Below are 23,677 nucleotides of genomic sequence, written 5' to 3'. Positions count from 1 at the left end.
ATTCATTTTTTACGTACTAAAAGCAAAATAAAAAAGGCCGGGCGGAAAACCGCCCGGCCCTGATTGAAACCGTATCAGTGGCCTGTCTTTGCAGCCGCCTCGCTGCCGTGGCTTTTTTCATGATCGGCGTTGGTGCGTGTCCTCGGATATTGCGGCCTGGGTTCAGGCGTGATCGGCTGGAACCTGTTCGTCTGCACCATGTGCGGGTTATGGCATTCGGTGCAAACCCACCACCTCTTCTTGCCGCCCTTATCCCACATGCCTATCCTCTTGCCGTGGATGCCGTCCCTCCAGTCGCCGTAGACCTCTCCGTGACATTTGCCGCAGAGCTTCTGGGGCTGGTTAAAGCTTATTTCGGCGCCCCTGTGATCTATGAGCGTATCCCTGTTCCTCGAATTATGGCAGTCGAGGCACCATATCGCGCCCCTGCCGTGCTGCAGATCCATCGCGTCAGGCACTATGTCCTGATGCATGGCAAGGGCCCTCGGGTTCTTGCTCTTCGGATAGGGCACCGTCTCCCCGTTGTGGCAGGCGGTACATGGCATGAAGTACTTAAGCTGCGATTGTCTGGGCTTTACGACCGCCTCTTCACGGCTGTAGTCGGCCTCGACCGGCATCTGCCCCATGGGCTCTGTGCCGTCAAACGGGTCTCCCCACCAGAGGACACCGCCTGTCTTGTTCGAGCACTTCACGTTCGGCGCGCCGGGCGTTGTCTCGGAGCGCTGCACGGTAGAATAGCCTTCCCTGCTCTCAAAGCATTCCGCGGGCTCCTGCTTATTCTTGAGGTTATAAATATACGTATCTTCTGAATGGAGCGGGGAGGCCGTGAAGAAAAGCCCCAGGGCGAGGCCGTAGGTCAATACAGAAGCGAAAGGCTTTCTCATTTGTACACCTCCTCGTTCGAGTGGACTATGGGCTCCCACTCGCCTGAGGGGCTCCAGCCCTCATCCTCTGAGTACTTCAACTCGCCAAGCAGGACCCCGATGGAGACCTTCGCGAGCAGCGTGAAGATAAAGAGGCCGGTTGCCCAGCCGCCGAGGGTATTTATTATCTCGATCGCCGAAGGCGTATACTCTGAAAACTCGCCCACTGGGGACGGGATGAAGGCCGGGACCACGAGGCCCATGCCCTTGTCTATCCATATGCCCGCGAATGTCAGGACGCAGGCCAGAGGGAGCCAGAACTTGTGATTTTTCCTCAAGGGCGGGCAAAGGAGCATGAAAAAGCCCGCCAGAAGGAAAAGCACCGAGGACCAGTACCAGAGCACCAGACCGGAGAGGCCGTGCTTGCCCATGATGAGATACTGGAGCGAGAAAGAATGCTCGGTTGCCGGATACAACTCGGTTACGACCTCCGAGATCCCGAGGAATATGGCGATCCCCAGGCACCATGTGACTATCTGCGCGAGGGTCTCTATCGCCTCATCGGCTATCTTGAGCTTCGTGTATTTCCTTATCGCCAGGAAGGCGAGTATTATCATCGCCGGACCGGCGGCAAAGGCCGTAGAGATGAACTTGATCGGCATCATCGAATGGAACCACATCGGCCTCGATGGCATGGTGTTGATGAGGAATGCCGTCACGGTGTGTATGGAGAGCGCCCAGACTATCGATATATAGACCAGCGGCATGTAGAAGAGCTTATTGACCTCCTGGCCGGTATACCTCTTGTAGAGGTAGTAGAAGCCGCAGATGGCGTTGAGGCCGAGATAGCCGTTCAGGACGATGACGTCCCAGGTGAGCAAGGAATTCGGCCAGTTGAATATCCCTATCACGGGGATAAGGTGCCAGAACCTGTCCGGGCGGCCCATGTGGAACATTATGAATATCATGACCATGGAGACGGCGGCGATGGCCAGCATCTCTCCAAGGACCACTATCTCTTTAAGCTTCTTATGGTGATAGACATAGGAAGGGAAGACGACCGTCACCGCCGCGGCCGCCACGCCGACAAGGAAGATGAACTGGGCCTCGTAAAGGCCCCAGCTGACCTGGTCGTTGTAGTTGGTGACTATCATGCCCTTGGTGAACTGCTCGAATGCCCCGTAGAACATGAGGAGCATGAGGAACCCCAGGAACATGAGCCAGGCATAGTACCTGGCGCTCCCCCTTACAAGATAAAGGAACGAATCCAGGGCAAAACGGATAACAGGCTTCATCTTATTCCCCTAATCTATGAAGTAGAAGAACTTCGGGTAGGTATTGAGCTCTGCCTTGAGCCTAAAGACCCTCTTCTTCTCCAGTACCTTCCTGACTTCGCTTTCAGGGTCGAGGAGGTTGCCGAACTTCCTCGCCCCGACCGGGCAGACCTCCACGCAGGCGGTGTATCTTCCCTGCCTTGTCCTCTGCATGCAGAAGGTGCACTTCTCGGTAACGCCCTTCATCCTCGGGCGGTTGCCCAGGTAATGGGTGTTCGGGTTCATCTCCTCTTTCGGGAGGTTGGGCTCGCCCCAGTTGAACCTCCTGGCCCAGTATGGGCAGGCCGAGACACACATCCTGCAGCCTATGCACCAGTTGTAGTCGATGACAACTATGCCGTCCGGCTCCCTGTAGGTGGTGCGCACGGGGCAGACCTTTACGCAGGGCGGCTTCTCGCACTGCATGCACTGCATGGGGAGGTAGAAATGGCCCTTCTCAGGCACCTGTTCAGGCTCGTAGTAGTGCTCTCCTTCGAGAGTAACCCCGGCGTTCTGATAGGCGTTCCCGCCGACCTGGATGCCAACGGGGTCGGGGTAGCCCTTGTCCATGTTCTCGGCGAGGAAGTTGCCCTTCTCCATCTTCAAGACCCTGATCCACTGTATCTCTGGGTTGTCGCGGGACTGGTTATTCTCCTTGACGCAGGCGTGGACGCATCTTCTGCAGCCGATGCACTTCTGGATATTGAGGGCGTAGCCGAAGAGCACCCCTTCCTGGGCAGGCGTGCCGTCTACCGTGGTCTTCTTGCCGAACTCCTCGGTGTACCTCTTCTCAAGCCTGGCTATCGATTCTTTTTTCTCCTCATCGGTCATGAGGCGGTAGTTTTTCTGAAACCACTCGCCCCAGGAGGCCTTCGCCTCGGCGGTGTCGGAGTTGGCGAGGAGCGCTCCAGCGCCGGCGACCGCAGCGGCGGCAACTGTGCCTTTCGCGGCCTTGCTCAAGAACTCGCGGCGGGAGTTCCCCTCAGGGCCCGCCTGCTCGTTCGACTTATCTTTGTCCGTTATTTCAGACACGTTCCCTCCATCCGTTCTGAGCATCATGCATGATATTCTACGGATATCTCAACCAGGCCAGGAATCAGGCCTCCGGGTTCTTGTGAAACTGGATCATGCGCTCTACGAGGGCATCCTTCTCTTCTTTCGTCATCACTACGTAGCTCCTTGCCGCGAGGACCTTGTCCCCGGGGAGCACGTCGTCGAGATATGCCTTCTGGCAGTCTTCCTTGAGAAGAAGGTCGCTGGTCTTTTTGGCAAGGCCCGCTGTAGCGGTAACGGCGACGCCTGTGACGATGGCCTTCCTGAGAAAACCGCGCCTGGACGTCCTGGCCTCTTGCCTGACATCTATAGCGGCTTGACCTTTTGAGTCTTTATCCTTCTTATCCATTGGCCGTTTCCTCCGGTCTTTTAAAACCCGTAGAAGCTGTATCAGGAGCTGAAGCGCGGTACGACTGTGGACCGCATTGGAAAGATCTGAAGCGTGAGACAGACCGACTTTACGCCGATTGTAATTTATTGTTTGATAATATAACAATCGCCACTGTGTTGTCAAGCTGGTTTTCGTATACAGTATCCAGTGCTGGATCCGGCCCTGGCAGACCATCAAGTGTTGGTTTATTTAAGCATTCTGTCGGAACGCTCAAGATGTTATAATCTTTAAATCATGGGGCCGCTATTGTTAAAAGAGGTCGTCTCTGAGCTGGAAGAGATGCTCATGGGCGGGGTCGTATCAAAGGTATTTGAGCCTGACGAGCGCAATATCATCTTGAAGATATTCGCGCGGGGGGCGCAAGCTTCTCTTATCATTTCCGCGCACCACAGCCTCTCGAGGATCCATATAACCGAAAGGCCTTTTGAGAACCCCCCTGCCCCCTTGCGCTTTTGCGCCTTCCTGAGGAGCAGGATAACGAACGCCCGCATAGAGGATATCCGCCAGCAGGACCTCGAGCGCATAGCCATTATAGACCTCAGTAAAAAAACAGATTCAGGCGAAAGGGAGTCGTTGCGGCTCGTCTGCGAGCTAACCGGAAAATCGAGCAATATAATCCTGGTCGACGGGCGGGGAGTCGTCCTTGACGCCCTCAGGTACTTCCCCCCTGAAAGCTCTGTGAGGGGCGTTCTCCCTGGATTGAAGCTCGAAGCCCTGCCCCCCGGAGCGCGCCCTAAGGAGGCGGCCGTTGAAAGGACCGAAGGCGAAAGCTGGAACATGGCGGCAGACAGGTTCTACTCAAGGCTTGTGGATGGAGAAATTTTTACAGCGCGTAAAACCGGCCTCAGACGGGTGATCTCGGAGGCGGAGAAGAAACTAAGGAGAAAACTTGTAAACCTCGAAGGCGACCGGATGAGGGCCCTTGCCGAGGTCGAAAACTATAAGAACGGGGAGCTTCTTACATCGAACTTCCATCTCCTTAAAAGGGGTTTGAAAGAGGCCGAGTTGATAGACTATACTAAAGACCCTCCGGAGATGGTCAAGGTCAAGCTCGACGAGAGGCTCGGGGCGAAGGAGAATGTAGAGAAGTACTTCAAGCGCGCCAGGAAAGGGAAAAAGGCTCTTCTTCTCCTTAAGGAGCGTATGCCTGCCGTTGAGGAAGAGATAAATTACATCGAAACGCTCGTCTATGAATGGGAGGCGGCAGGGGACCTTGAAGGGCTTCAGGACCTTGATGACGAGCTTGCGAGAGGGGGCTATCTTAAAAAGGTGGAAAAAGCGGCTGTAAAGGAAGTCGAGAGGGTTGAGCCTGTAAGGAGGTTCTCCTCGACAGAAGGTTTTGAGATACTCTGCGGAAAAAGCGGGCTCGGCAACGACCTCCTTGTGGCGAAATACGCGTCAGGCGACGACCTCTGGTTCCATGTCAAGGGCTCGCCCGGCTCTCACGCCCTTATAAAGATAGCGGGAAAGGGCGGCGAGCTTACGAAACGGACTATCGAGGAGGCCGCCTCCATAGCCGCGTTCTACAGCAAGGCGAAGAACGCAGGCAAGGTGGAGGTGATATACTCGGAGGCCAGGAACGTGAAAAAACCCAGGGGCGCCAAGCCCGGCATGGTAACGGTCAAGGAATACAAGAGCGTTGTCGTAAGGCCCGGGCTTCCTAAAGGCGTGGGAGACGACGGGGCCGCCGGGGAAGGGCGCGGATGAAGATAACTCACACGTTCCTTCTCGAGGAAGGGCTCTGGGCCACAAAAGGCGAGTTCTTCGACCAGCAAGGCAACCCCATGCAGATGGACGGGTCCGCGAGGATAACCCACGGAGAAGAGCTCTGGAGGTGCCAGGGCACGATGAGGCTTGAACAAATGGGTGGCGGTGTAGTTGAGTTCCAGAACAACTACGAGATAAAGCCCTTTGAGGAGGGCAAGGACTATACAGGCTGGGCCTCGAGCAATCCGGTCCTCGGGAAGCTCGCGGGCCTTTTCGTGATAGTCGACGATTCCATCATCTCTACCATATCCTCCGAGGACGGAACGGTCTCCGGGATCGAATACGTCGTCAAGGTCTCGGACTACCATTACCGGAGCCGGGGCTTCGTCTTCAAGGACAATGAAAAGATATCCTCATGGGCGGCGGAGCTTGTGCGAAGAGAAGGGCTGCACTAAGCAGGCTGATGAAAAACACAGATTTTGTCCTGCCAATACTCACATGACGCAAGAAACCAGACTCTACAACTCCCTTTCCAGCCACCTTAGATCCACCTTCGGCTGCAAGCTCTTCAAGGTGAGCATAAATACCGGCCTTTCCTGCCCGAACAGGGACGGGGCAAAAGGCAAAGGCGGCTGCGCCTACTGCGACTCTTCCACCCTCCTTCCAAAGGATTTCATCTCCGGCTCCCGTGTAAGGGAACAGCTTCTGAGCGGCATCGAGTATGTAAGAAAGCGCCACAAGGCGGATAGCTTCATAGCATACTTCCAGGTGAATACGAATACCCACGCCCCCGTGGAGGAACTCAAGAGGCTCTACGAAGAGGCCCTCATCCCGGAGGTCGCCGCGATAGCGGTCTCGACCAGGCCGGACTGCCTTGCAGAAGAGGTCCTTGACCTCCTTTGTGAGCTTGGATCAAAAAAACATCTTTGGATTGAGCTTGGGCTTCAGTCGGCCAATGACTCAACGCTTGAAAGGATAAACAGGGGCCATACCGCGGCCGAATTCGCCGACGCCTGCGGGAGGGCGGCAAAGCGGGGGATAGAGGTCTGCGCCCATGTGATAGTCGGTTTGCCGGGGGAGGGGTTGGCTGATATCCTCAATACCATGGACTTTGTAAGCGCCTTGCCCGTAAGCGGCATAAAATTCCATCAGCTTCAGGTAATAAAGGGCACGCGCCTTGAAGAGGATTGGAGAAGAGGCGAGGTAAAGACCCTCAGCCTTGAAGAGTACGCGGATATGGTGGTAAAATGCCTTGAGCGGCTGCCCCCGGAGATGATCATCCACCGCCTGTGCGGGGATGTCCCCAGGCGGCTTCTCCTCGCCCCTGTATGGGGCGTAAATAAGTTCATGATCATAGACAAAATAGAAGGGCTTCTGCGGGAAAGGCGGACGCGGCAGGGCGCGCTTTATATCCCGGCGGGCGCTTGAAGGAAACGATATGGCGGCGATTGAAAGGCCCCCGACAAACGAAGAGATAAAGGACGAGGACAAGAGGATCAGGCATCTACGCAGGATGATCGAATTTACCATAGCCCTCATCCTTGAGACACCGGAGATGACCCCTGTTGAGGCCTCGGGGCACGTCGCGGCGGTAAGGGAGTACGCGCTAAAGCTCTTCCCCGGCAAGGAAGTGGTCTTTGACCTTGTATACGCGCCGAGGCTGAGAAGGGTCCTCATCGATAAGTTCCAGATGAACTGAAGCAACGACTTCCACTCCTTTATGGGGTGGAATCCAACAGGTTGCTAAAAAACTCAAAATCAGGTTCAGGCTGCTCAAAAAGGTCAAGATGCAAGGAGTCGAAAAATGAGGAATGAGGCGTACTTTTCTGTACGCCGCAATGACGAATTTTGAAGACGACACCGCAGATTGGCCTTTTTCAGCAGCCTGCCAAAAAAAAGACCGGAGGGTCCGTATAATGGCCGACCCGCGCCAAAAAAAGCTCGCTTCCATCCTTGTAAATCATTCCATCGGGGTAAAAAAGGGCGACACCGTCCTCATAAGCTCCACAACAGAGCTCGCAAAGCCGCTGGTGCTCGAAGTCTTCAGGGAGGTACTTAAGGCCGGGGGGCACCCGCTCACGAGCATAGGCTTCGAGGAGACATCCAGCATATTCTTCGATACGGCAAGCCCGGAGCAGATAGCCTTCTTCCCCACGACCAGGCTATTCGAGGCCAAAAAAATCGACTGCTTCGTGAACATAAGGGCCTCGGCCAACAAGAAGGCGCTCTCCAACGCCGACCCCAGGGTCGTCGGCAAGCGGACAAAGGTGCTCCGCCCGATAAGCGAGGAGATAGTCAACCGCAAGAGATGGGTCCTCTGCAACTTCCCCACCAACGGCCTCGCCCAGGAGGCCGATATGAGCCTCGAAGAGTACGAGGATTTTGTCTACGGCGCCACGAACATAGACTGGAAGAAGGTAAAGCAGAAGGAGATGAAGCTCAAGGCGGCCCTCGACAGGGCCAACGAGGTAAGGATAGTCGGCACGGATACGGATATCAAGATAGGCATACGCGGCCGCAAGGCCATCCCCTGCTACGGCGAAAGGAACATGCCCGACGGGGAGGTATTCCTCTCCCCTGAAGAGACGAGCGCAGAAGGCTACATATACTATGAGATGCCAGCCATCTACCAGGGTAGAGAGGTCACCGGCATACGCTTGAGGTTCAGGGGCGGGAAGGTAGTGGAGGCGAGCGCCGACAAGAACGAAGACTTCCTCATGGCCATGCTCGGCACGGACAAGGGGGCGCGCTTCCTGGGCGAGCTGGGGATAGGCGTAAACTACGGCATACAGAAGTTCACCAAGGACATCCTCTTCGACGAGAAGATAGGCGGCACGGTCCACCTCGCGGTCGGCAGGTCTTACGAGCGGGCCGGGGGCAAGAACTCATCCGCCATACACTGGGACATGATAAAGGACCTGAGGCGGGGCGGGGCCATATACCTCGACGGGAAGGCGATTCAGAAGAACGGGAAGTTTCTCATCTGAGGCTGAAATCTCCCCCTTTTCTAAAGGGGGACTAAGGGGGATTATAAACCATTCAAAGATAATCTCCCCTGACCCCTCTTCAGGAAAGAGGGGGACCAGCAATCAGAGCTTCCTTAAAGATTGTAATATGCGTAGGCTAAGATGACGACGCCGAGGGCGACACGGTATACGACGAACGGCACCATCGACGAGCGGGAGATGATCTTAAGGAAGTAATGTATCGCAAGGTAGGCTGAGACAAATGCCACGGACCCGCCTATGAGGACGGCGGTCCAGGGCGTGTCGACCCCGGCCTTTACCATATCGGCCCCCTCCTTCGCCCCGGCCAAGGCCCCGACAACGATAGCAAGAAGGAATGAGAACCTCGCCGCGGCCATGCGCGATAGACCCATAAAAAGCCCGGCCGTCATGGTAATGCCCGACCGGCTTGTGCCGGGCACGAGGGCTATGGCCTGGGCCAGGCCTACGGCGATCGCAGCCTTCCATCCGACCTCTTTGATATCCGTTCTGCCGGGGTTCCTGTCAGCCACCCAAAGGACAAGCCCCCAGATTATTGACGACCAGCCTATCACCTCAAGGGTGCGAAGCTCGCCTGCTACGACATCGTGGGCGAGCACCCCGGCCAGGCCGACTGGTATGGTGCCCAAAAGCGCCATCCACGCGAGCGCGCCTTCGTGGTTGCCCTTAAGCGACCTTTCACCAAGGCTCCTTACGAAGCCGCGGCTTATCGCTATTATGTCCTTGCGGAAATAGACGACCACCGCGAGCCAGGTCGCGGTATTGAGGGCCACGTCGAAGGAAAGCCCCTGGTCAGGCCACCCTGTGATGAGCGGGACCAGTATCAGGTGCGCGGTGGAGGATATCGGGAGGAATTCGGTTATGCCCTGTATTATGGCGAGGACAAGGGCCTGGGTGATATCCATTCTCTATGCGAGGTTTAGCGGGATCGCCCCCGGATCTTTTTTCGCTTTATCCAGAAGCATCCTGGCATAGCGGGCCTCAACGCCGAGGCCAAGCGCTTCCGCTTTTTTTAGGGCAGAGCTGAAGGCCCTTAGCCCCTTTTTAGGGTTGATTCCAAAATCTATCTCGCCGATTGACATAATACAGTAGATGAGCCCCCGCCTGTCCCTTGTCTCTTTGAAAAGAGAGAGCGCCTCTTTGAAGTCATAGAGCGCGGCGCTATCCTTGCCGAGCATCTGCAAAGCGGTCCCCTCACCCCAAAGGGTATAGGCGTAGCTCACCTTGTCGCCTATCTTCCTGTAATTTTCCTTGGCCAACTTGAAAAACTTTAGAGAGCCACGGAGGTCCCCGACCATCCTCATCGAGTTCGCTATGCCGCAGTAGGAGTACGCGACACCGAAGGTATCCTTTAACTCCCTGAAAAGCTTATTCGCCTCTGTATAGTACCTGTTCGAGTCCCTGTGCTTGCCCGCCACGCGGGAGGCCCCGCCGAGGCCTGTGAGGCAATATCCAACCCCGCTCTTATCGCGCAGGCGCGAAAAGCTCGCTCTTGCCTCCTTGAAGCCGGCTATCGTGCCCAAAAGATCGCCCTTCAGGCGAAGCGCCCCTGACCTTGCCCAGAGCGTAAAGGCCACCCCGGCCCTGTCCCCCAGCTTTTTGTAGCTCTTGAGGGCCTCGTTAAAGAGCGCAAGCGATTCCCTCACCTCTCCGGTAGCCCTGAGGCTAAGACCCAGGCCGACCATCGAGTCGATGGCCCTTACCTCATCTCCCATGGCGAGGAGGAGCTTACGTGAGGAGAGATAGCATCTTCCAGCCTTGGAGAACTCGCCGACCATCCGGTAGGTATCCCCGAGGGAGAAAAAGCAGGCGCTTTTAAGCTCGTCATCTACACCGGAGAGCCTCTTGGCCTCGAGGTAAAGCGGTATCGCTTCGAGGAACCTGGAGACCGACCTCTTCCTCTCGGCTCGATCGAATATCGCGTAAGGGTTGCTCATGGCCGGAGATTATAGACCCCTTGCGCAAGGTTGTAAAGAAGAAGAAGGGGCCTTCCCTCTTTTCTGTTCCATTCTCCCTTTACACGTAAAAGCCCTTCTGATAATCTTCTACCCATGCGCAGATTAAGGCTCGCCATGGCCCAGATAAACCCAACCGTGGGCGATATCAGGGGCAACGCAAAAAAGATACTCTCCTATACCGGGAAGGCGAAGAAGGCCGGGGCAGGGCTTATCCTCTTCCCTGAACTCTCCCTTACGGGATATCCGCCTGAAGACCTGCTCTTGAAGCCCGGCTTCATAGACGACAACCTCAAGGCCCTCAAAGTCCTCGCCAGAAAGATAAGCGGCATAACCGCCATAGTAGGCTTCGTCGACAGGAAGGCCGATATATACAACGCGGCGGCGATAGTGCATGGCGGCAAGGTCGCGGCCGTCTATCACAAGATGTACCTGCCAAACTACGGCGTCTTTGACGAGCAGAGGTATTTCCAGGCGGGCACGGATCCTTTGAACTTCGTCCTGGGCGGCATAACCATAGGCATAGAGATATGCGAGGACATCTGGTACCCGGACGGCCCCGCCAGGGCGCAGTGCCTTGCAGGGGCCGAGCTCATCGTGAACATAAACGCCTCCCCTTACCACACTGGCAAGGCCGTGGCCAGGGAGGAGATGCTCGTCACAAGGGCGAGGGACAACGAGGTGATTATCGCCTACAACAACACCGTAGGCGGGCAGGACGAGCTGGTATTTGACGGCAGGGGCATGGTCGTCGATGAAAGGGGAGAGATAATCGCCAGGGGCAGGGCCTTCGAAGAGGACCTGATAATAACCGACCTGGATATCGATTCGATATCGATGGTCCGTCTCCACGACCCGAGAAGGCGCGAGGCCAAAAGGATGGCCCCCCAGGAGGTCAAAACCGTCGACCTTGGGGCCCTGCCTAAAAAAACGAAGCTCCAGCGCCTTGCAAAAAAAGAGGCCGGGCCTTTGAACGAGTCTGAAGAAGTACTAAAGGCGCTCATACTCGGCACAGGAGACTACGTAAGGAAAAACGGCTTCAACCACGTGGTAGTCGGCTTGAGCGGCGGGATAGACTCTTCACTTGTCGCCTCTGTCGCCTGCCTCGCCCTCGGCAAAGAGAACATCACCGGAGTTCTCATGCCTTCGAGGTATACATCGAAAGAGAGTATCGATGACGCGGCATCTCTGGCCAGAAACCTCGGCATAAAGAAGATGACCATACCCATAGACGATACCTACCAGAGATACCTTGACATGATGCGCAAGGCCTTCTCCGGCACAAGGCCCAACGAGGCGGAGGAGAATATGCAGGCCAGGATAAGGGGCAATATCCTCATGGCCTTGAGCAACAAGTTCGGCTGGCTTGTCCTTACGACCGGGAACAAGAGCGAAATGAGCGTCGGGTACGCTACACTCTACGGGGACATGGCCGGGGGCTTCGCGGTGATAAAAGACGTGCCAAAGACCCTCGTCTACAGGGTCTCTCAAAAGTTAAACGAGCTTGAAGGCAGCGAGCTCATCCCGCAAAGGGTATTCACAAAGGCGCCTACGGCGGAGCTGAGGCCGGACCAGACCGACCAGGACACGCTCCCTCCTTATGATACGCTCGACAGGATACTCAAGGCCTACGTCGAGGAGGACAGGTCAATAGAGGAAATCGCCATGATGGGCTTTGGAAAAGAGCTTGTAAGGAAGGTGGCCTCGATGGTAGACAGTAGCGAATACAAGAGAAGGCAGGCGCCCCCGGGGGTCAAGATAACCCCCAGGGCCCTCGGCAAGGACAGGCGCATGCCCATAACCAACAGATATGAGAACGGGGGCAGATAAGGCTATTCTCCAGGAGCTCTTCTACGCGGCCGTTGAGGCCGCCTCGCCATATAGCGCCGTCCGAAATAACCTGCGTTTTTCAGCTTCTTCAAAAAAACTCACGATCAAAAAACAAATCTCCCTGGACCTCAGACCATACAGGCGTATCTTTGTCATAGGAGCCGGCAAGGGCGTATGCCCGATGGCAAAGGCGGTCGAGGAGATATTGGGTGAGAGCATAACAGGCGGCCTGGTTGTGACCAGGTACGGACACTCCTTGACGCTCAAACGTATCGAGGTCCTGGAGGCCGGACACCCCATACCCGACGCGAGCGGCGTTGCGGCAGCCGAAAGGATAATAAAGATAGCGGAGAGGGCCGGCGAAGACGACCTTGTCATCTTCCTTCTCACAGGCGGCGCCTCCGCCCTTGTGCCCTCGCCTGCCGGGGGCATAAGCCTGACTGACAAGCAGAAGGTGACAAGGCTCCTCGTAAACTCCGGCGCGACGATAGACGAGATAAACGTAGTAAGAAAGCACCTCTCGCGGATAAAGGGCGGACGCCTGGCCGAGACCGCCTTTCCGGCGAAGGTTTTGACCCTTATCGTCTCTGACGTTGTCGGAAGCGACATGTCTTCAATCGGCTCCGGCCCGACAGCCCCTGACCCGACGACCTTTAAAGGGGCCTTGAAGATACTAAAGAGGTACGCCATCTACTCCAGGGCCCCGCGGGATATAACGGCCTTTCTCCGAAAAGGCGCGAAGGGCGCGGTTGTTGAAACCCCCAAACCGGGGCACAGGGCGTTCGAAAGATGCGTTAACGTCATACTTACCGACAACGCTACAGCCCTTGCGGCGGCGAAAAAGAAGGGCGCCTCTTTGGGCCTCAAGACACTCATACTCTCGTCGACGATAACCGGCAATACCAGGGAAGCCGCCGGATTTTTTGCCTCCATCCTGAAAGAGATAAAAGGCTCCGGCAACCCCGTAAGCCGGCCAGCGTGCGTGCTCATGGGAGGTGAGACTACCTTGAAGGTAACAGGCAGAGGCAAAGGCGGAAGGAACCAGGAGTTCGCGCTTGCATGCGCGATCACACTCGCCGGCGCAACAGGAGTATCAGTGCTTGCCGCCGGAACTGACGGCACAGACGGCCCTACAGTTGCCGCAGGGGCCTTCTCGATGCCCGATACGCTTAAAAAGGCTCAAGCGTTGGGTCTTGACCCTGAAAAATATCTCGTCGCGAACGATTCCTACAACTTCTTCAAACCGGTCAATGGGCTTTTCATAACAGGGCCGACTGGCGCCAATGTGATGGACGTCATGATAGGCCTCGTCAGGTAATCCCCTTACAGCGACGCTATCTTCCTTAAGACCGCCGCCGGCAGCTCCTTGAGCTTGAGTATTAACTCCCACCAGCTGAAGTAATCGGCATATGGGATCATCTCTGAAAGGTAGGCAAGGACCATTACCATGTTCCATGCCGCGAGGATGCTTACCCCGAGGACTGCCCAGGCGGTCCTGCCTCTGCTATTGGCCTTGTCCATCAAGGCTGAAAGGCCGATCACGAATATCGGGGTAGAGCTTATGAACGCCCTGTGGCCGAATGAGTTCCCGAACCACCACATGTGCCATGAAGCGTTCACGTAAAGCTGCATGAGAAAGGCCGCGAGCAGCAGCCACCCCGCGCGTGGTCGCGCCTTCATGAACAGAACAAGTCCGGCAAGGGCGGCCAGTATTATGGGGTTCCAGCTTATTAGGCCGTGTTTCGACGAAAAGAGGACCTCCAGTATCTTTGGAGAGGCGGCATATATGAACGATTCTCCGGAGTATGAATAGACCAGGAAAGAGCCAAAGACCGCCTTCCACACGAAAAGCTGCACCGCTATTAACGGAAGAAAACCCGCGAGCGCGGCAACGAGCTTACCCGCTGACAGAAACCACGGGGCCTTCCTTTCTCTCGCATACCCGATAAGGGCGTCCACCAGAGGCACCGCCAGGAAGGTCACGTCCTGCTGCCGGATGATTATCATGAGGCCGGCCGCCGCCCCCAGAGTGAAACAGGCGCCCTTGCCGCCTTCTCCATCCCTCACGATGCTCCACATATATAGAAAGAGCGCCACCGAGAAAAAGGAGGAAAGGTGCGACATGAAGGGTTCCCGCATGAAGTAATAGATTATGTTCGAGCTTGAAAAGATCGCGAGGACCGACAGGAAGGAGATCCTATCAGAAAAGTATCTTTTCGCGAGCTTACAGGAGATGACAAGCCCGGCATATCCGTAGACCAGAGCCCCCAGGCTGAACGAGAGCTGATAAATGACGGAATAGCCCGTAGCGTCAAGACCTGCCCCGAGGAAGTTAAGGATGAGCACGAATATATGAGTCAAAAGGTAGAACGGGAGGACGGTAAGTGGAAACCCCACCGAATACTTGTTTTCCGGACGGCCGATGGGAGAGTACTTGAAGTTTGTTATCTTAAGGCTCTCGTACTCGTTTGCGAGGTCAAGGTCCCTGTCGACCACAACGGACCTCACGTACGAGAAATAACTGCCGTCGTCGTTGGTGCCTATTATATCCTTTCGCGGGTCGATGAATAAGGTAAGTACGAGGAAGACTATCGCGCTTAAGATTACGGAGAGTTTCAAAAAGGCATAATAGCGTGGCCGAGAGGTCATTTTTACCTGAACCAGATGGACCTGGAGTATATTGCCCTCTGCCCCTGAAAGTCGATGCTCACCGCGGTGAAAATACGGGGACTGCCCGCGTGCATCTTCAGGAAGGCGAGACATTTTAGCTGTTTGAGTGAGTTATTGTCAAGGGAAGGGAGCTGCTCTTTTTGGCGCGGCCTGTTCCGTTGTATCAAAAAAAGGGCAGGGGGATTTTCCCCTGCCCTTTGCAGTTTCTTTGACTCGTTGGCTTAAGCCCTCTTTTCGAAGCCCGCCGGCTGGCCGGTTGCCTGAGATACGACAAGCTCGCCCTTTGCCACGATCTTGTGCCAAACGCCCTTGGGCGCGAGCACGACCACACCGGGCTTAAGAGTTGTTGTCGACTCCTTGCCGTTATCGATATAATAGGTGCCCTCTCCCTCGTGCACGAAGAATATCTGGTCTCCGCCCGGATGCCTGTGATAGTCGAGCACCTGGCCTGGCTTGAAATAATAGGTATCCTGCACCAGCTGCTCAGTCTTTATGAATGTGACCTTGTTGACCGCGTCGTCCTTGAACTCCCTGCTTGTGCTCACGTTTGCCTGCTGCATCGAAAAACCCTCCTCAGTTTTATCTTTATGTCGTGATTTTTATCAGCCGCGCTCTCTTTAAGCAGCTTACGTGTAATTATACACAAAGCCGTAAGGAGCGCAAGGAAAATTTTGGACTATTTAGGTCTTATTTAGCATATTTACCCTAAAGAGTCTGGCTTCGCTTGATTTTACAAATAGATAGACCGGGTCCCCCAGGTACGCATTCAGCGCAGGATTTTCTTCCAGACCCCCTCCCAGCGTAGATTGACTTGCCTGGAAGGCGTGTGGTAACTTATTTATATGAGTTTCCTTGCCAAGCATCTCCGGCCCGCCTGAAATGGAAAAAACAGACGGAAAATACAGGAACGGGATAGACAAGAAGCACCCCCTTGTCTGGATAAGGAGGAGGGCGAAGCTTATCTATCTCAGGATACTTCGCATCGACGACCCGCCTGAGAGGATCGCGCGCGGGGCATCCATCGGCGTACTGATGGGTGTGCTCCCGACCTTCGGCCTGGGTATGATATTTTCCCTTGCCGCAGCCTTCGTCCTCAAGGCCAACAAGGCATCAGCGGTCCTCGGCACCCTCATAGCAAACCCGCTCACATCACCTTTTTTCTGGACCATGAGCGTTGTCGTGGGGAGCTTTATCATGAGGGAGGATTACTCGACCATAGTAGACAAGGTAAAGGCTGAGGGGTTTCTTACAGGAGCAGGCTGGGCCTACGTGGTCTTTCTTGTCGGCAACGTCATAGTCTCGGCCGTTAGCACGTTTGCTACCTACTATGCTGTAAAATACGCGGTCATCCGGCACAGGAGGAGAAAGGCCGAGAGGCTCCTTCGCAAGCTTGAACGCTAAGCCTACCGGAAACCGATCTTCTTGAAGACCTTATAAAAGCAAAAAGCCACGAAGACGCTTACAGTACCCCATGATAGCGCCAGGAATATCCAGCCGCCTGCGGTCATGCCCGCCTCCTTTTCCACGCGTACCTCACCCCCGCTATATTGGCCAGCAGAAGGAGCGCGAGAAATGCCCTCGTAACCCATACCCCGGCGTCTCCCTTTGCGAGCACCGTTGGAAGCTGCTCGTACGTCCACGCCGCGAGTATTACTATGAGGAAGGCCGGGGTCACGTACTTCATCACATAAAAGAAGACCCTCGGTATCTTTATGTGCGCCCCCCTTGTTATCTCCTCCCACGCCTTGTCCGCGCCGAATATCCAGAAAAAGATTATCATCTCAAGGAGAGCGAGTATCACCAGGCCGAATGTCCCGGCCCAGAAGTCCATCTCATCGAGCGCGCCGTTTACGAATATCGGCAGGTGCGCGGAGACGAAGAAGATGGCGCCAAGGACGATGACCGACCTCCTTCTCTCCCATCCGAACTCGTCCTCGAAAAAGGCGACCACCGGCTGCGAAAGGGCCACCATGGATGTAAGCCCAGCGAAGAAAAGGAGCATGAACCAAAGAAAACCGTAGAACTGGCCGTAGCTCATGTGCGTGAAGATCGCCGGCATGCTGATGAAGCCGAGCTTGAAGGCCCCTCCTGAAGCTATCTCTGAGGCCCCCTGGGTGCCAAAGAAGATGACGGCGGAGGCCAGCGCTATGGTCGACCCGAATACCACCTCGGCGAACTCGTTAAGGCTCGCGGTCGAGAGGCCGTCAAGGGCTATGTCCTCGTCCTTTTTCACATAGCTCGCGTAGGTGAGGATGGCCCCGATGCCCAGAGACAGGGTAAAGAATATCTGGCCGGCGGCCGCAAGCCAGACCTTCGCGCTCAGGAGGCCGCTGAAGTCCGGCTCCCACAGGAAGGCGAGCCCTTCCGTTATGTTGACCGACGGGTCTGTGGGAGATGCAAGAGTAAAGACCTTTATGAAAAGTATGAGGCCCATCGCGAACAGGGCCGGTATGGCGAGCTTGTTCAATATCTCGATGCCTCCGGATACGCCCTTGCCCAATATCCAGAGCCCCAGAAGAAGGGTCACGAGAAAGAAGACGTAGGCTATCGGCGATGGCGTCAGCATGCCCCCGCCGCCGGAGGCGCCTATATAATCGTAGAGGAACGCCTGGTATGGCTTAAGGTATTCTGAGGCAGATGCCGCTGTAGCGATGCTATCCGGGCTCGGGTAGTTGCCCAGGACCGAAAAAAGGCTGAAGGCCAGGGTCCATGAACAGATGTATGTGTAATATATGACTATGACGAGCGGCAAAAAGACACCGAGTACGCCGACGTACTTGGCAAGCCGGCTCTTCCACAGGGCATCGAACATGCCGGGCGCCGTGCCGTGGCCGAGCGAGCCGCCGTACCGGCCTATGCCCCACTCGACCCACATGAGCGGGATGCCAAGGACCAGCAGCGAGATGAAGTACGGGATCATGAAGGCCCCGCCGCCGTTGTCGGCGGCCTGGACCGGGAACCTCAAAAAATTGCCGAGGCCTATCGCGTTTCCCGCCATTGCAAGGATAAGCCCTATCCTCGACCCCCATTGCTCACGTTGTTTCATGGCGCTACCCTTGAGTTTCCGGATTTTTACTTAAAAACTCACATCACATTCAGGCTATAAAGCCTGCGTTTTGAGAACCGCTTAACCGACGGAGACCAACGCAAAGGCCATGTCCCCTGAATAGGATATGCTCACAAGGGCGCTTGTCTTCCCGAGGAGTCTTTCCGCCTCTGGGCGCAAGACGAGACCTGGCCTGCCGTCCTTATCCCTCTTGACCTCTATATCCTTCCAGCCGAGCCCCGGGGAAAGGCCCCTCAAGGCCTTCATGCACGCCTCCTTTGCGGCAAACCTGCCGGCAAGGTGCCTGTAAGGGTCCCTCCTGCCGAACGAATAGCGAAGCTCATCGGGGGTAAAGACCCTTTCAAGAAAGCGGACCCTTGCCGCCGCGTCCCTTATCCTGCTGATGGAGACGACGTCTATGCCGGTATGCAGGCCCATCTTTATCTTATTTCCTCTGGAAGTCGTCCTCGAAGCGCACTATGTCCTCTTCCTCGACATACTCGCCGTTTTGCACCTCGATTATCTCAAGCGGGGTATCCCCGGGGTTCTCAAGCCTGTGCCTCACGCCCCTGGGGATGTACGTGGACTGGTTTATGCTGATATCCACGACCTCTTCGCCCCTTTGCACGCGGGCGGTGCCTGAGATGACCACCCAGTGCTCGCTCCTGTGATGGTGCATCTGGAGGGAAAGCCGCCTTCTTGGCTCTACCCTTATCTTCTTTATCTTGTATCCCTCGCCAGACTCAAGAAGGGTGTAAGAGCCCCATGGCCTATCTACGGTCCTATGTACCTCGTGCTCCGTGTACTTCTTCTTCTTGAGGATGCTTACGACGTCCTTGACCTCCTGGGCGCGCTCCCTGGGGCAGACAAGCGTTGCATCAGGAGTGTCTACCAGTATGATGTCCTTCAGCCCTATCGTTGCCACAGCCCTGTCGCAGCCGAGGATTAGCGAGTTGCTCGAACCTATATCCACGACCCGGCCCCTTATGATGTTGCCATCCAGGTCGGGCTTAAGGATAGTGTTAAAGGAACTCCATGTTCCCATGTCAGACCAGGCGAAGCTGGCGGGGATGACGACCACGCCTCTGGCCTTCTCGAGGATGCCGTGGTCTATGGAGATGTCCTTGAGATTCTTGTAGGCCTCGGTTATGCCCTCCACGTCAGCGCATTCGGAAAGGCTCGCGTAAAGATCGGGGAGGTGCTCCTTTATCTCATCGAGAATCCTTTCGGCCTTCCAGATGAATATGCCGGAGTTCCAGTAATAGCCACCCTCTTTAAGGTATCTCCTGGCCTTTCTTATGTCGGGCTTCTCGACGAACCTCTCAACATTTCGAACGCCGAAGCCATCTATATTCTTAAAGGCCCTGGGCATGGCCTTTATGTAGCCGTACCCTGTCTCAGGACGTGTCGGCACTATGCCGAAGGTAACGAGGCGCCCTTCCCTGGCGACCTTGAGCGCGGCCTTCATGGCTGCCCTGAAGGGCCTGCCGTCCTCTATCACGTGATCGGCAGGAAGGACGGCCATCACCGCATCGGGCTCCTTCCTGTAAAGCTCGAAGGCCGCGAGCGCTATTGCCGCGGCGGTATTCCTGCCCATCGGCTCTATGATATAGCCAGGAGCCTCAGAGGCGCGGTCAGAGGCAAGGTGGAGCCTTATTATCTCGGCCTGCCTCGCGTTGGTGACTATCATCACCCTATCCGGGGGAACGAGCGGACTGAGCCTTTTGATGGTGGACTTGAGAAGGCTTTCGTCGCCTACGACCTTGAGCACCTGCTTCGGGGTGGTCTCGCGGCTCAGGGGCCAGAACCTCGTCCCTATGCCCCCGGCCAGTATTGTCGCATAGAGCTTGCCGCCGCCCCTTCGCTTGAGCGCGGCGCCCGGGGAAGCCCTTCTTTTTAATGGCTTTGGCAGGACCGCAGAAGCGGCAATTCTTGAGGCCGCCTTTTTTCCGCTAACACCTTGATTGCGTGACATACGAGATACCCTTTCCTATGCGCGCTTGCGCCTCGCGGCCGAATCAAGCGCCGTGTAGGCTGCGCGGATGCCAAGATAGCTCAAGTAATGGATGGCGTTCAAGAACGCAGAACCGGAGTACTTTCTTGCGACCTCTAATTCTTCTTTAAAGGTGCTGTGGAATGAGCTTGAGGTCTTGGAAGCCGGGTGCACCCTGAACGAGGCGAGATAATCAGCGAGTATGCCCGGCGCATGGTTTGCCCCCATCCTCAGCCAGAAGTCATAGTCCATAACACGGTGCTGCGTCTCGTCAAAGAGCCCGAAGCTGTCAAAGGCCTCTTTCCTCAGGAAAGTGGCCGGCTGCGAGATGAAGTTCGTGACAAGGAGTATATTATAACTGTATCTGCCAAGCAAAAAATTTTTATACTCGGTTATGAATCGCCTTACCTCTTTGCCATCGGTATCGATTATCCTGCACCTGCCTGTAACCCAGACCTTTTCCGGGTTCTTTACAAAAAAACGGGCTACCTTCTCGAGCGCGCCCGGCTCATAGTGGTCGTCGGAGTTTAGATAGGCGATTATATCTCCTGTGGCCTTTCCTATGCCTTTATTGATGGCGTCCGACTGCCCCCTGTCGCGCTCTGATACCCACTTGAGCCTCGGTTCGTATTTCCTGAGTATCTCGACCGTATTGTCCTTTGACCCGCCGTCCATGACTATGTACTCGAGGTCGGGATAGTCCTGGTCGAGGACACTTTTGATCGTCTCCTCGATGAAGCGCCCCTGGTTAAAGGAAGGTGTTATGACCGTTATCCTCGGGGGCTTTCTCAATGGAGCCCCCCGCGTTTCGTCTTTTCGATAAAGGCAAGTGTTTCGGATGCCGTCCTCTCCCAGCTGAAATCCAATGCCCTCTTGAGCCCCTTTGCTATAAGCGACTCCCTCAATCGACTGTCGCCGAGGACCTTGAGCATGCCCCCCACTATGCTCTCCACGCTCAACGGGTCAACAAAGAGCGCGGCGTCTCCCGCGACCTCGTCAAGGGGGCCGATCCCCGAGCATACCACAGGCACGCCTGAGGCAAACGCCTCAAGGACCGGTATGCCAAAGCCTTCGTGCAGCGACGGGAATACAAAGAGGCTTGCCGCCGAGTATATCCCTGGTATATCCTCAAACGGCAGCCATCCGAGAAACAGGACGCCTTCTTCCAGCCCGAGCGAGGCTATCTTTGCCTTGATCGCCTCACGGCCGTAATCACGGGCTCCGATGAGCACCAGCTTAAGCTCCGGCCTCACCCTCTTTACTTCGGCGAAAGCAGACAGAAGCCGCTCATAGTTCTTATGGGGCAGGGAAGATGCTATATAGAGGACGAACTCTTGAGGCAGGCCGTATTTATTCCTCAGGGCGGCTACCTCCGGATCCGCCCTTCTGTAAAAGACCGACCTGTCAGCGGCAAGATATGTGACAGCCACTTTTCCAGGGCTCAGGCCGTAAAACTCAAGGATATCCTGTTTGGATTTTCCGGATAATGTAAGCACGGCCTTCGATCTCTTCGCGCTTAAGCCGATTATCGATTTAAGAAAGAGAAGATACCACCTGTTGAAGTTCTGAGGTTCGTTTATGTGCTGCATGTCATAGACCATAAGTACAGAGTGCACAGGGCAGAAAAAAGGGGCTGTCATACCAGCTGAAAGGAGGGCATCGAGCCTGTGCCTCATGGCAAGGACGGGCAAAACGGTCTGCTCGTACAATATCCTCATCGGGCGGCTCTCCGCCCTCACATTGCAGGCCACGACCCTTACCCCTTCTGCTCCCAGAACGCCCTCTGATTCCTTGTTCACGTAAAGCAGGAACTCGTTTTCCGGTGCTACCCTGGGAAGCCATTTGACGAGGTTCCTAAGGTAGATCTCGCTTCCTCCCACTCTGCCGGGCAAAAGATAGAGGGCGTTTATTCCTATCCTCATCTCCCGACCCTGCCCCTCCAGTAGTCGAGGAGGGCCTTAATGGACTCTTCCAGAGTGTACCTCTGCTCCCATCCGAGTGATTTGAGCCTCGACGCGTCCCCGTACATGGCGACGGTATCGGTGGGCCTTTTCCTCGAGGTGTCCTGCTCGATCTCTATCTTTTCACTGGAGAGCGAAATGAGCTTCTCGGCCATTTGCCTGATGCTTATGGCGCGCCCGGAGCAGATATTATATACCTCGCCGTAGTTCCCTTTATGTACCAGCAGCTCGTACGCGGCTACCACGTCCCTCACGTCAAGGAAGTCCTTGACAGCGTCCAGGTTGCCGACCTTCAGGGCCTTATTCTTCTTTATACCCGCTTCTATCTCGGCTATCTGCTTGGCGAACTCGGCGGCAACGAAGCTTTCCGCCTGGCGCGCCCCGAAGTGGTTGAACGGCCTGGCGCGCACGACCTTGAGCCCCCTGCTCTTCCAGTACTGGAACGCGAGGAGGTCCTGCGTCACCTTGCTGACCGCGTATGGGTTCAAGGGGCGTAGTTCAGCCGTTTCATTTACCGGGAGAGACTCCTGCCGGACGTCCCCGTACTCGTCCCCTGAGCCGATATTGAGGATGGCCGTTTCAGGAGAGGAGTTCACTGTCGCCTCGAATATATTCAGCGTCGAGAATATGTTGGTGCTGAGCGTCTCTGCCGGGTGTCCGAAGGAAAATGACGGCATTGACTGCGCCGCGAGATGGAATATGAAATCCGGCTTAAGGCGCGCTATAAGCCCCTCGACAGCGCCCCGGTCGAGGAGGTCGCATTTGACGAGGTCAAGGCCGCTCAAGCCTGAGAGGTTCCGGACGTTGTCATCTATGACCGTCCCGGAGACCTCGAAGCGTCCGATAAGCCTTTCGGCAAGGTGGGAGCCCGCAAAGCCCGCGATGCCTGTAATCAGTACCTTACGCACCACTGAGCCCCTTTATGTCGGCGTCGACCATCATCCTTACAAGCTCATGGAAAGAGACCTTCGGCTCCCAGCCGAGCTTTTTCTTTGCCTTTGCCGGGTCGCCCACAAGGAGCTCTACCTCCGCCGGCCTCAGGAACTTGGGGTCTAAGACAACGTACTTTTCCCAGTCGAGCCCCGCCGTTCCGAATGCTAACTCAACGAACTCGCGCACGCTGTGGGTCTCGCCTGTGGCGACCACATAGTCGTCAGGCTCTGCCTGCTGGAGCATGAGCCACATGGCCTCCACATAATCCCCGGCAAAGCCCCAGTCGCGCTTGGCGTCGAGGTTTCCGAGCCTTAGTTCGCTTGCCAACCCGAGCTTTATCCTGGCGACCCCGTGGGTTATCTTCCTTGTGACGAACTCAAGGCCCCTTCTGGGCGATTCGTGGTTGAAGAGTATGCCTGAGCAGGCGAAGAGGTTATAGCTCTCCCTGTAATTCACTGTTATGAAGTGGCCGTAGACCTTGGCTACCCCGTAAGGGCTCCTCGGGTGAAATGGCGTAAGCTCGCTCTGGGGCACTTCCCTTACCTTGCCGAACATCTCGCTCGATGACGCCTGGTAGAACCTCGCGTCGGGCTTGATCTTGCGCACCGATTCGAGGAGCCGTGTAGTCCCCAGGCCAGTTACCTCTCCCGTGAGGGTCGGCTGGTTCCAGGAGGTCGGCACAAAGGACTGGGCCGCGAGGTTATAGACCTCGTCGGGCCGTATCTCCTTTACCGCCTCGTCAAGGGACGACTGGTCGGTAAGGTCGCCCTGGACAAGGTGTATCCGGTCCTTTATGTGGTCTATCCTGTCGAACCTGTCAATGCTCGCCCTCCTGACCATGCCGTAGACTTCATAGCCTTTGGCCAGCAGGAACTCAGAAAGATAGGAGCCGTCCTGCCCGGTGATGCCTGTTATCAAAGCCTTCTTCGCCATTTTCGGGTTAAGCCCCCTTCGTAA

The 23,677-nt window shown here is 55.8% G+C and carries 24 protein-coding genes; 8 read left to right on the top strand and 16 right to left on the bottom strand.

Going from position 1 to position 23,677, the window contains the following annotated elements; translation table 11 throughout:
* Nucleotides 1–74 precede the first annotated feature (74 nt).
* The 4 genes from A2V21_307655 to A2V21_307640 form a co-directional block, all read right to left on the bottom strand.
* Nucleotides 75–884 carry a hypothetical protein gene (locus A2V21_307655; protein OIJ74146.1) on the bottom strand — a complete coding sequence of 270 codons (810 nt, stop codon included), beginning with the start codon at nt 882–884 and terminating at the stop codon, nt 75–77.
* Complete coding sequence (locus tag A2V21_307650; GenBank protein ID OIJ74145.1) at nt 881–2,158, bottom strand: hypothetical protein; 1,278 nt, start codon at nt 2,156–2,158, stop codon at nt 881–883. The genes A2V21_307655 and A2V21_307650 overlap by 4 nt, the downstream gene beginning before the upstream one ends.
* A 9-nt stretch (nt 2,159–2,167) precedes the next feature.
* Complete coding sequence (locus A2V21_307645) at nt 2,168–3,199, bottom strand: 4Fe-4S ferredoxin (GenBank protein ID OIJ75106.1); 1,032 nt, start codon at nt 3,197–3,199, stop codon at nt 2,168–2,170.
* 73 nt (nt 3,200–3,272) lie between these two features.
* Nucleotides 3,273–3,578, bottom strand: coding sequence for a hypothetical protein (locus A2V21_307640; GenBank protein OIJ74144.1), 306 nt, complete (start codon nt 3,576–3,578; stop codon nt 3,273–3,275).
* Nucleotides 3,579–3,866: 288 nt separating this feature from the next.
* Between A2V21_307640 and A2V21_307635 the strand changes: the two genes are divergently transcribed.
* The 5 genes from A2V21_307635 to A2V21_307615 all read left to right on the top strand — a co-directional run bounded on the left by A2V21_307635 (nt 3,867) and on the right by A2V21_307615 (nt 8,314).
* Nucleotides 3,867–5,327, top strand: coding sequence for a hypothetical protein (locus tag A2V21_307635; GenBank protein ID OIJ74143.1), 1,461 nt, complete (start codon nt 3,867–3,869; stop codon nt 5,325–5,327).
* Complete coding sequence (locus A2V21_307630; protein ID OIJ74142.1) at nt 5,324–5,782, top strand: hypothetical protein; 459 nt, start codon at nt 5,324–5,326, stop codon at nt 5,780–5,782. The genes A2V21_307635 and A2V21_307630 overlap by 4 nt, the downstream gene beginning before the upstream one ends.
* A 43-nt stretch (nt 5,783–5,825) precedes the next feature.
* Nucleotides 5,826–6,755 (top strand): TIGR01212 family radical SAM protein, encoded by a 930-nt coding sequence (locus A2V21_307625; GenBank protein OIJ74141.1) that lies wholly within the window; start codon nt 5,826–5,828, stop codon nt 6,753–6,755.
* A gap of 10 nt (nt 6,756–6,765) precedes the next feature.
* Nucleotides 6,766–7,026, top strand: coding sequence for a hypothetical protein (locus A2V21_307620; protein ID OIJ74140.1), 261 nt, complete (start codon nt 6,766–6,768; stop codon nt 7,024–7,026).
* Between the two features lie 217 nt (nt 7,027–7,243).
* Nucleotides 7,244–8,314, top strand: a complete 1,071-nt coding sequence (locus A2V21_307615) for a hypothetical protein (GenBank protein ID OIJ74139.1) — start codon at nt 7,244–7,246, stop codon at nt 8,312–8,314.
* Between the two features lie 113 nt (nt 8,315–8,427).
* Here A2V21_307615 and A2V21_307610 read toward each other — a convergent pair whose 3' ends face one another.
* Both A2V21_307610 and A2V21_307605 read right to left on the bottom strand, forming a co-directional pair.
* Nucleotides 8,428–9,237 carry an undecaprenyl-diphosphatase gene (locus A2V21_307610; protein ID OIJ74138.1) on the bottom strand — a complete coding sequence of 270 codons (810 nt, stop codon included), beginning with the start codon at nt 9,235–9,237 and terminating at the stop codon, nt 8,428–8,430.
* 3 nt (nt 9,238–9,240) lie between these two features.
* Entirely contained in the window at nt 9,241–10,269 is a 1,029-nt protein-coding gene (locus A2V21_307605; protein OIJ74137.1) for a hypothetical protein, read from the bottom strand.
* A 114-nt stretch (nt 10,270–10,383) separates the two neighbouring features.
* Between A2V21_307605 and A2V21_307600 the strand changes: the two genes are divergently transcribed.
* Nucleotides 10,384–12,117, top strand: coding sequence for an NAD+ synthase (locus A2V21_307600; protein ID OIJ74136.1), 1,734 nt, complete (start codon nt 10,384–10,386; stop codon nt 12,115–12,117).
* Nucleotides 12,098–13,435, top strand: a complete 1,338-nt coding sequence (locus tag A2V21_307595) for a hypothetical protein (protein OIJ74135.1) — start codon at nt 12,098–12,100, stop codon at nt 13,433–13,435. Before A2V21_307600 ends, A2V21_307595 begins: the two co-directional genes overlap by 20 nt.
* A 5-nt stretch (nt 13,436–13,440) precedes the next feature.
* On the opposite strand, the gene A2V21_307590 is transcribed toward A2V21_307595, so the two are convergent.
* Genes A2V21_307590 through A2V21_307580 form a run of 3 tightly spaced genes read right to left on the bottom strand, consistent with a single transcriptional unit; the run spans nt 13,441 to nt 15,347 of the window.
* Nucleotides 13,441–14,766, bottom strand: coding sequence for a hypothetical protein (locus tag A2V21_307590; GenBank protein ID OIJ74134.1), 1,326 nt, complete (start codon nt 14,764–14,766; stop codon nt 13,441–13,443).
* A gap of 2 nt (nt 14,767–14,768) precedes the next feature.
* Complete coding sequence (locus tag A2V21_307585) at nt 14,769–14,954, bottom strand: hypothetical protein (protein ID OIJ74133.1); 186 nt, start codon at nt 14,952–14,954, stop codon at nt 14,769–14,771.
* Nucleotides 14,955–15,008: 54 nt separating this feature from the next.
* On the bottom strand, nt 15,009–15,347 hold the full coding sequence (locus A2V21_307580) for a hypothetical protein (GenBank protein OIJ74132.1): 339 nt from the start codon (nt 15,345–15,347) through the stop codon (nt 15,009–15,011).
* Between the two features lie 379 nt (nt 15,348–15,726).
* Between A2V21_307580 and A2V21_307575 the strand changes: the two genes are divergently transcribed.
* A complete protein-coding gene (locus A2V21_307575) occupies nt 15,727–16,188 on the top strand; it encodes a hypothetical protein (protein ID OIJ75105.1) in 462 nt (153 codons plus the stop codon).
* Nucleotides 16,189–16,291: 103 nt separating this feature from the next.
* Here the strand turns inward: A2V21_307575 and A2V21_307570 are convergent, their stop codons facing one another.
* The 7 genes from A2V21_307570 to A2V21_307540 all read right to left on the bottom strand — a co-directional run bounded on the left by A2V21_307570 (nt 16,292) and on the right by A2V21_307540 (nt 23,653).
* Nucleotides 16,292–17,833 carry a sodium:calcium symporter gene (locus tag A2V21_307570; GenBank protein ID OIJ74131.1) on the bottom strand — a complete coding sequence of 514 codons (1,542 nt, stop codon included), beginning with the start codon at nt 17,831–17,833 and terminating at the stop codon, nt 16,292–16,294.
* Between the two features lie 81 nt (nt 17,834–17,914).
* Nucleotides 17,915–18,271, bottom strand: a complete 357-nt coding sequence (locus A2V21_307565) for a holo-[acyl-carrier-protein] synthase (protein ID OIJ74130.1) — start codon at nt 18,269–18,271, stop codon at nt 17,915–17,917.
* Nucleotides 18,272–18,278: 7 nt separating this feature from the next.
* The gene (locus tag A2V21_307560) at nt 18,279–19,667 is read right to left on the bottom strand and encodes a mannose-1-phosphate guanylyltransferase/mannose-6-phosphate isomerase (protein OIJ75104.1); all 1,389 of its coding nucleotides are present in this window, start codon (nt 19,665–19,667) and stop codon (nt 18,279–18,281) included.
* Between the two features lie 156 nt (nt 19,668–19,823).
* On the bottom strand, nt 19,824–20,618 hold the full coding sequence (locus tag A2V21_307555; GenBank protein OIJ74129.1) for a hypothetical protein: 795 nt from the start codon (nt 20,616–20,618) through the stop codon (nt 19,824–19,826).
* Nucleotides 20,615–21,748: a hypothetical protein gene (locus A2V21_307550; GenBank protein OIJ74128.1), complete on the bottom strand. Its 1,134-nt coding sequence runs from the start codon at nt 21,746–21,748 to the stop codon at nt 20,615–20,617. The genes A2V21_307555 and A2V21_307550 overlap by 4 nt, the downstream gene beginning before the upstream one ends.
* Nucleotides 21,745–22,695 carry a hypothetical protein gene (locus tag A2V21_307545; GenBank protein ID OIJ75103.1) on the bottom strand — a complete coding sequence of 317 codons (951 nt, stop codon included), beginning with the start codon at nt 22,693–22,695 and terminating at the stop codon, nt 21,745–21,747. The genes A2V21_307550 and A2V21_307545 overlap by 4 nt, the downstream gene beginning before the upstream one ends.
* Nucleotides 22,688–23,653 carry a GDP-mannose 4,6-dehydratase gene (locus tag A2V21_307540; GenBank protein ID OIJ74127.1) on the bottom strand — a complete coding sequence of 322 codons (966 nt, stop codon included), beginning with the start codon at nt 23,651–23,653 and terminating at the stop codon, nt 22,688–22,690. Before A2V21_307540 ends, A2V21_307545 begins: the two co-directional genes overlap by 8 nt.
* Nucleotides 23,654–23,677 lie beyond the last annotated feature (24 nt).

Source organism: Deltaproteobacteria bacterium GWC2_55_46, assembly GCA_001595385.3.
In the GTDB taxonomy this organism is placed as follows: Bacteria; Desulfobacterota; GWC2-55-46; order GWC2-55-46; family GWC2-55-46; genus UBA5799.
This window is presented reverse-complemented; position numbering and strand designations above follow the sequence as displayed.

Bases quoted from the DNA above. Each gene is read 5' to 3' on its own strand.
- A2V21_307655 (OIJ74146.1), bottom strand. From the start codon at position 884: ATGAGAAAGCCTTTCGCTTCTGTATTGACCTACGGCCTCGCCCTGGGG.
- A2V21_307650 (OIJ74145.1), bottom strand. From the start codon at position 2,158: ATGAAGCCTGTTATCCGTTTTGCCCTGGATTCGTTCCTTTATCTTGTA.
- A2V21_307640 (OIJ74144.1), bottom strand. From the start codon at position 3,578: ATGGATAAGAAGGATAAAGACTCAAAAGGTCAAGCCGCTATAGATGTC.
- A2V21_307630 (OIJ74142.1), top strand. From the start codon at position 5,324: ATGAAGATAACTCACACGTTCCTTCTCGAGGAAGGGCTCTGGGCCACA.
- A2V21_307625 (OIJ74141.1), top strand. From the start codon at position 5,826: ATGACGCAAGAAACCAGACTCTACAACTCCCTTTCCAGCCACCTTAGA.
- A2V21_307620 (OIJ74140.1), top strand. From the start codon at position 6,766: ATGGCGGCGATTGAAAGGCCCCCGACAAACGAAGAGATAAAGGACGAG.
- A2V21_307615 (OIJ74139.1), top strand. From the start codon at position 7,244: ATGGCCGACCCGCGCCAAAAAAAGCTCGCTTCCATCCTTGTAAATCAT.
- A2V21_307610 (OIJ74138.1), bottom strand. From the start codon at position 9,237: ATGGATATCACCCAGGCCCTTGTCCTCGCCATAATACAGGGCATAACC.
- A2V21_307605 (OIJ74137.1), bottom strand. From the start codon at position 10,269: ATGAGCAACCCTTACGCGATATTCGATCGAGCCGAGAGGAAGAGGTCG.
- A2V21_307600 (OIJ74136.1), top strand. From the start codon at position 10,384: ATGCGCAGATTAAGGCTCGCCATGGCCCAGATAAACCCAACCGTGGGC.
- A2V21_307595 (OIJ74135.1), top strand. From the start codon at position 12,098: ATGAGAACGGGGGCAGATAAGGCTATTCTCCAGGAGCTCTTCTACGCG.
- A2V21_307590 (OIJ74134.1), bottom strand. From the start codon at position 14,766: ATGACCTCTCGGCCACGCTATTATGCCTTTTTGAAACTCTCCGTAATC.
- A2V21_307580 (OIJ74132.1), bottom strand. From the start codon at position 15,347: ATGCAGCAGGCAAACGTGAGCACAAGCAGGGAGTTCAAGGACGACGCG.
- A2V21_307570 (OIJ74131.1), bottom strand. From the start codon at position 17,833: ATGAAACAACGTGAGCAATGGGGGTCGAGGATAGGGCTTATCCTTGCA.
- A2V21_307565 (OIJ74130.1), bottom strand. From the start codon at position 18,271: ATGGGCCTGCATACCGGCATAGACGTCGTCTCCATCAGCAGGATAAGG.
- A2V21_307550 (OIJ74128.1), bottom strand. From the start codon at position 21,748: ATGAGGATAGGAATAAACGCCCTCTATCTTTTGCCCGGCAGAGTGGGA.
- A2V21_307540 (OIJ74127.1), bottom strand. From the start codon at position 23,653: ATGGCGAAGAAGGCTTTGATAACAGGCATCACCGGGCAGGACGGCTCC.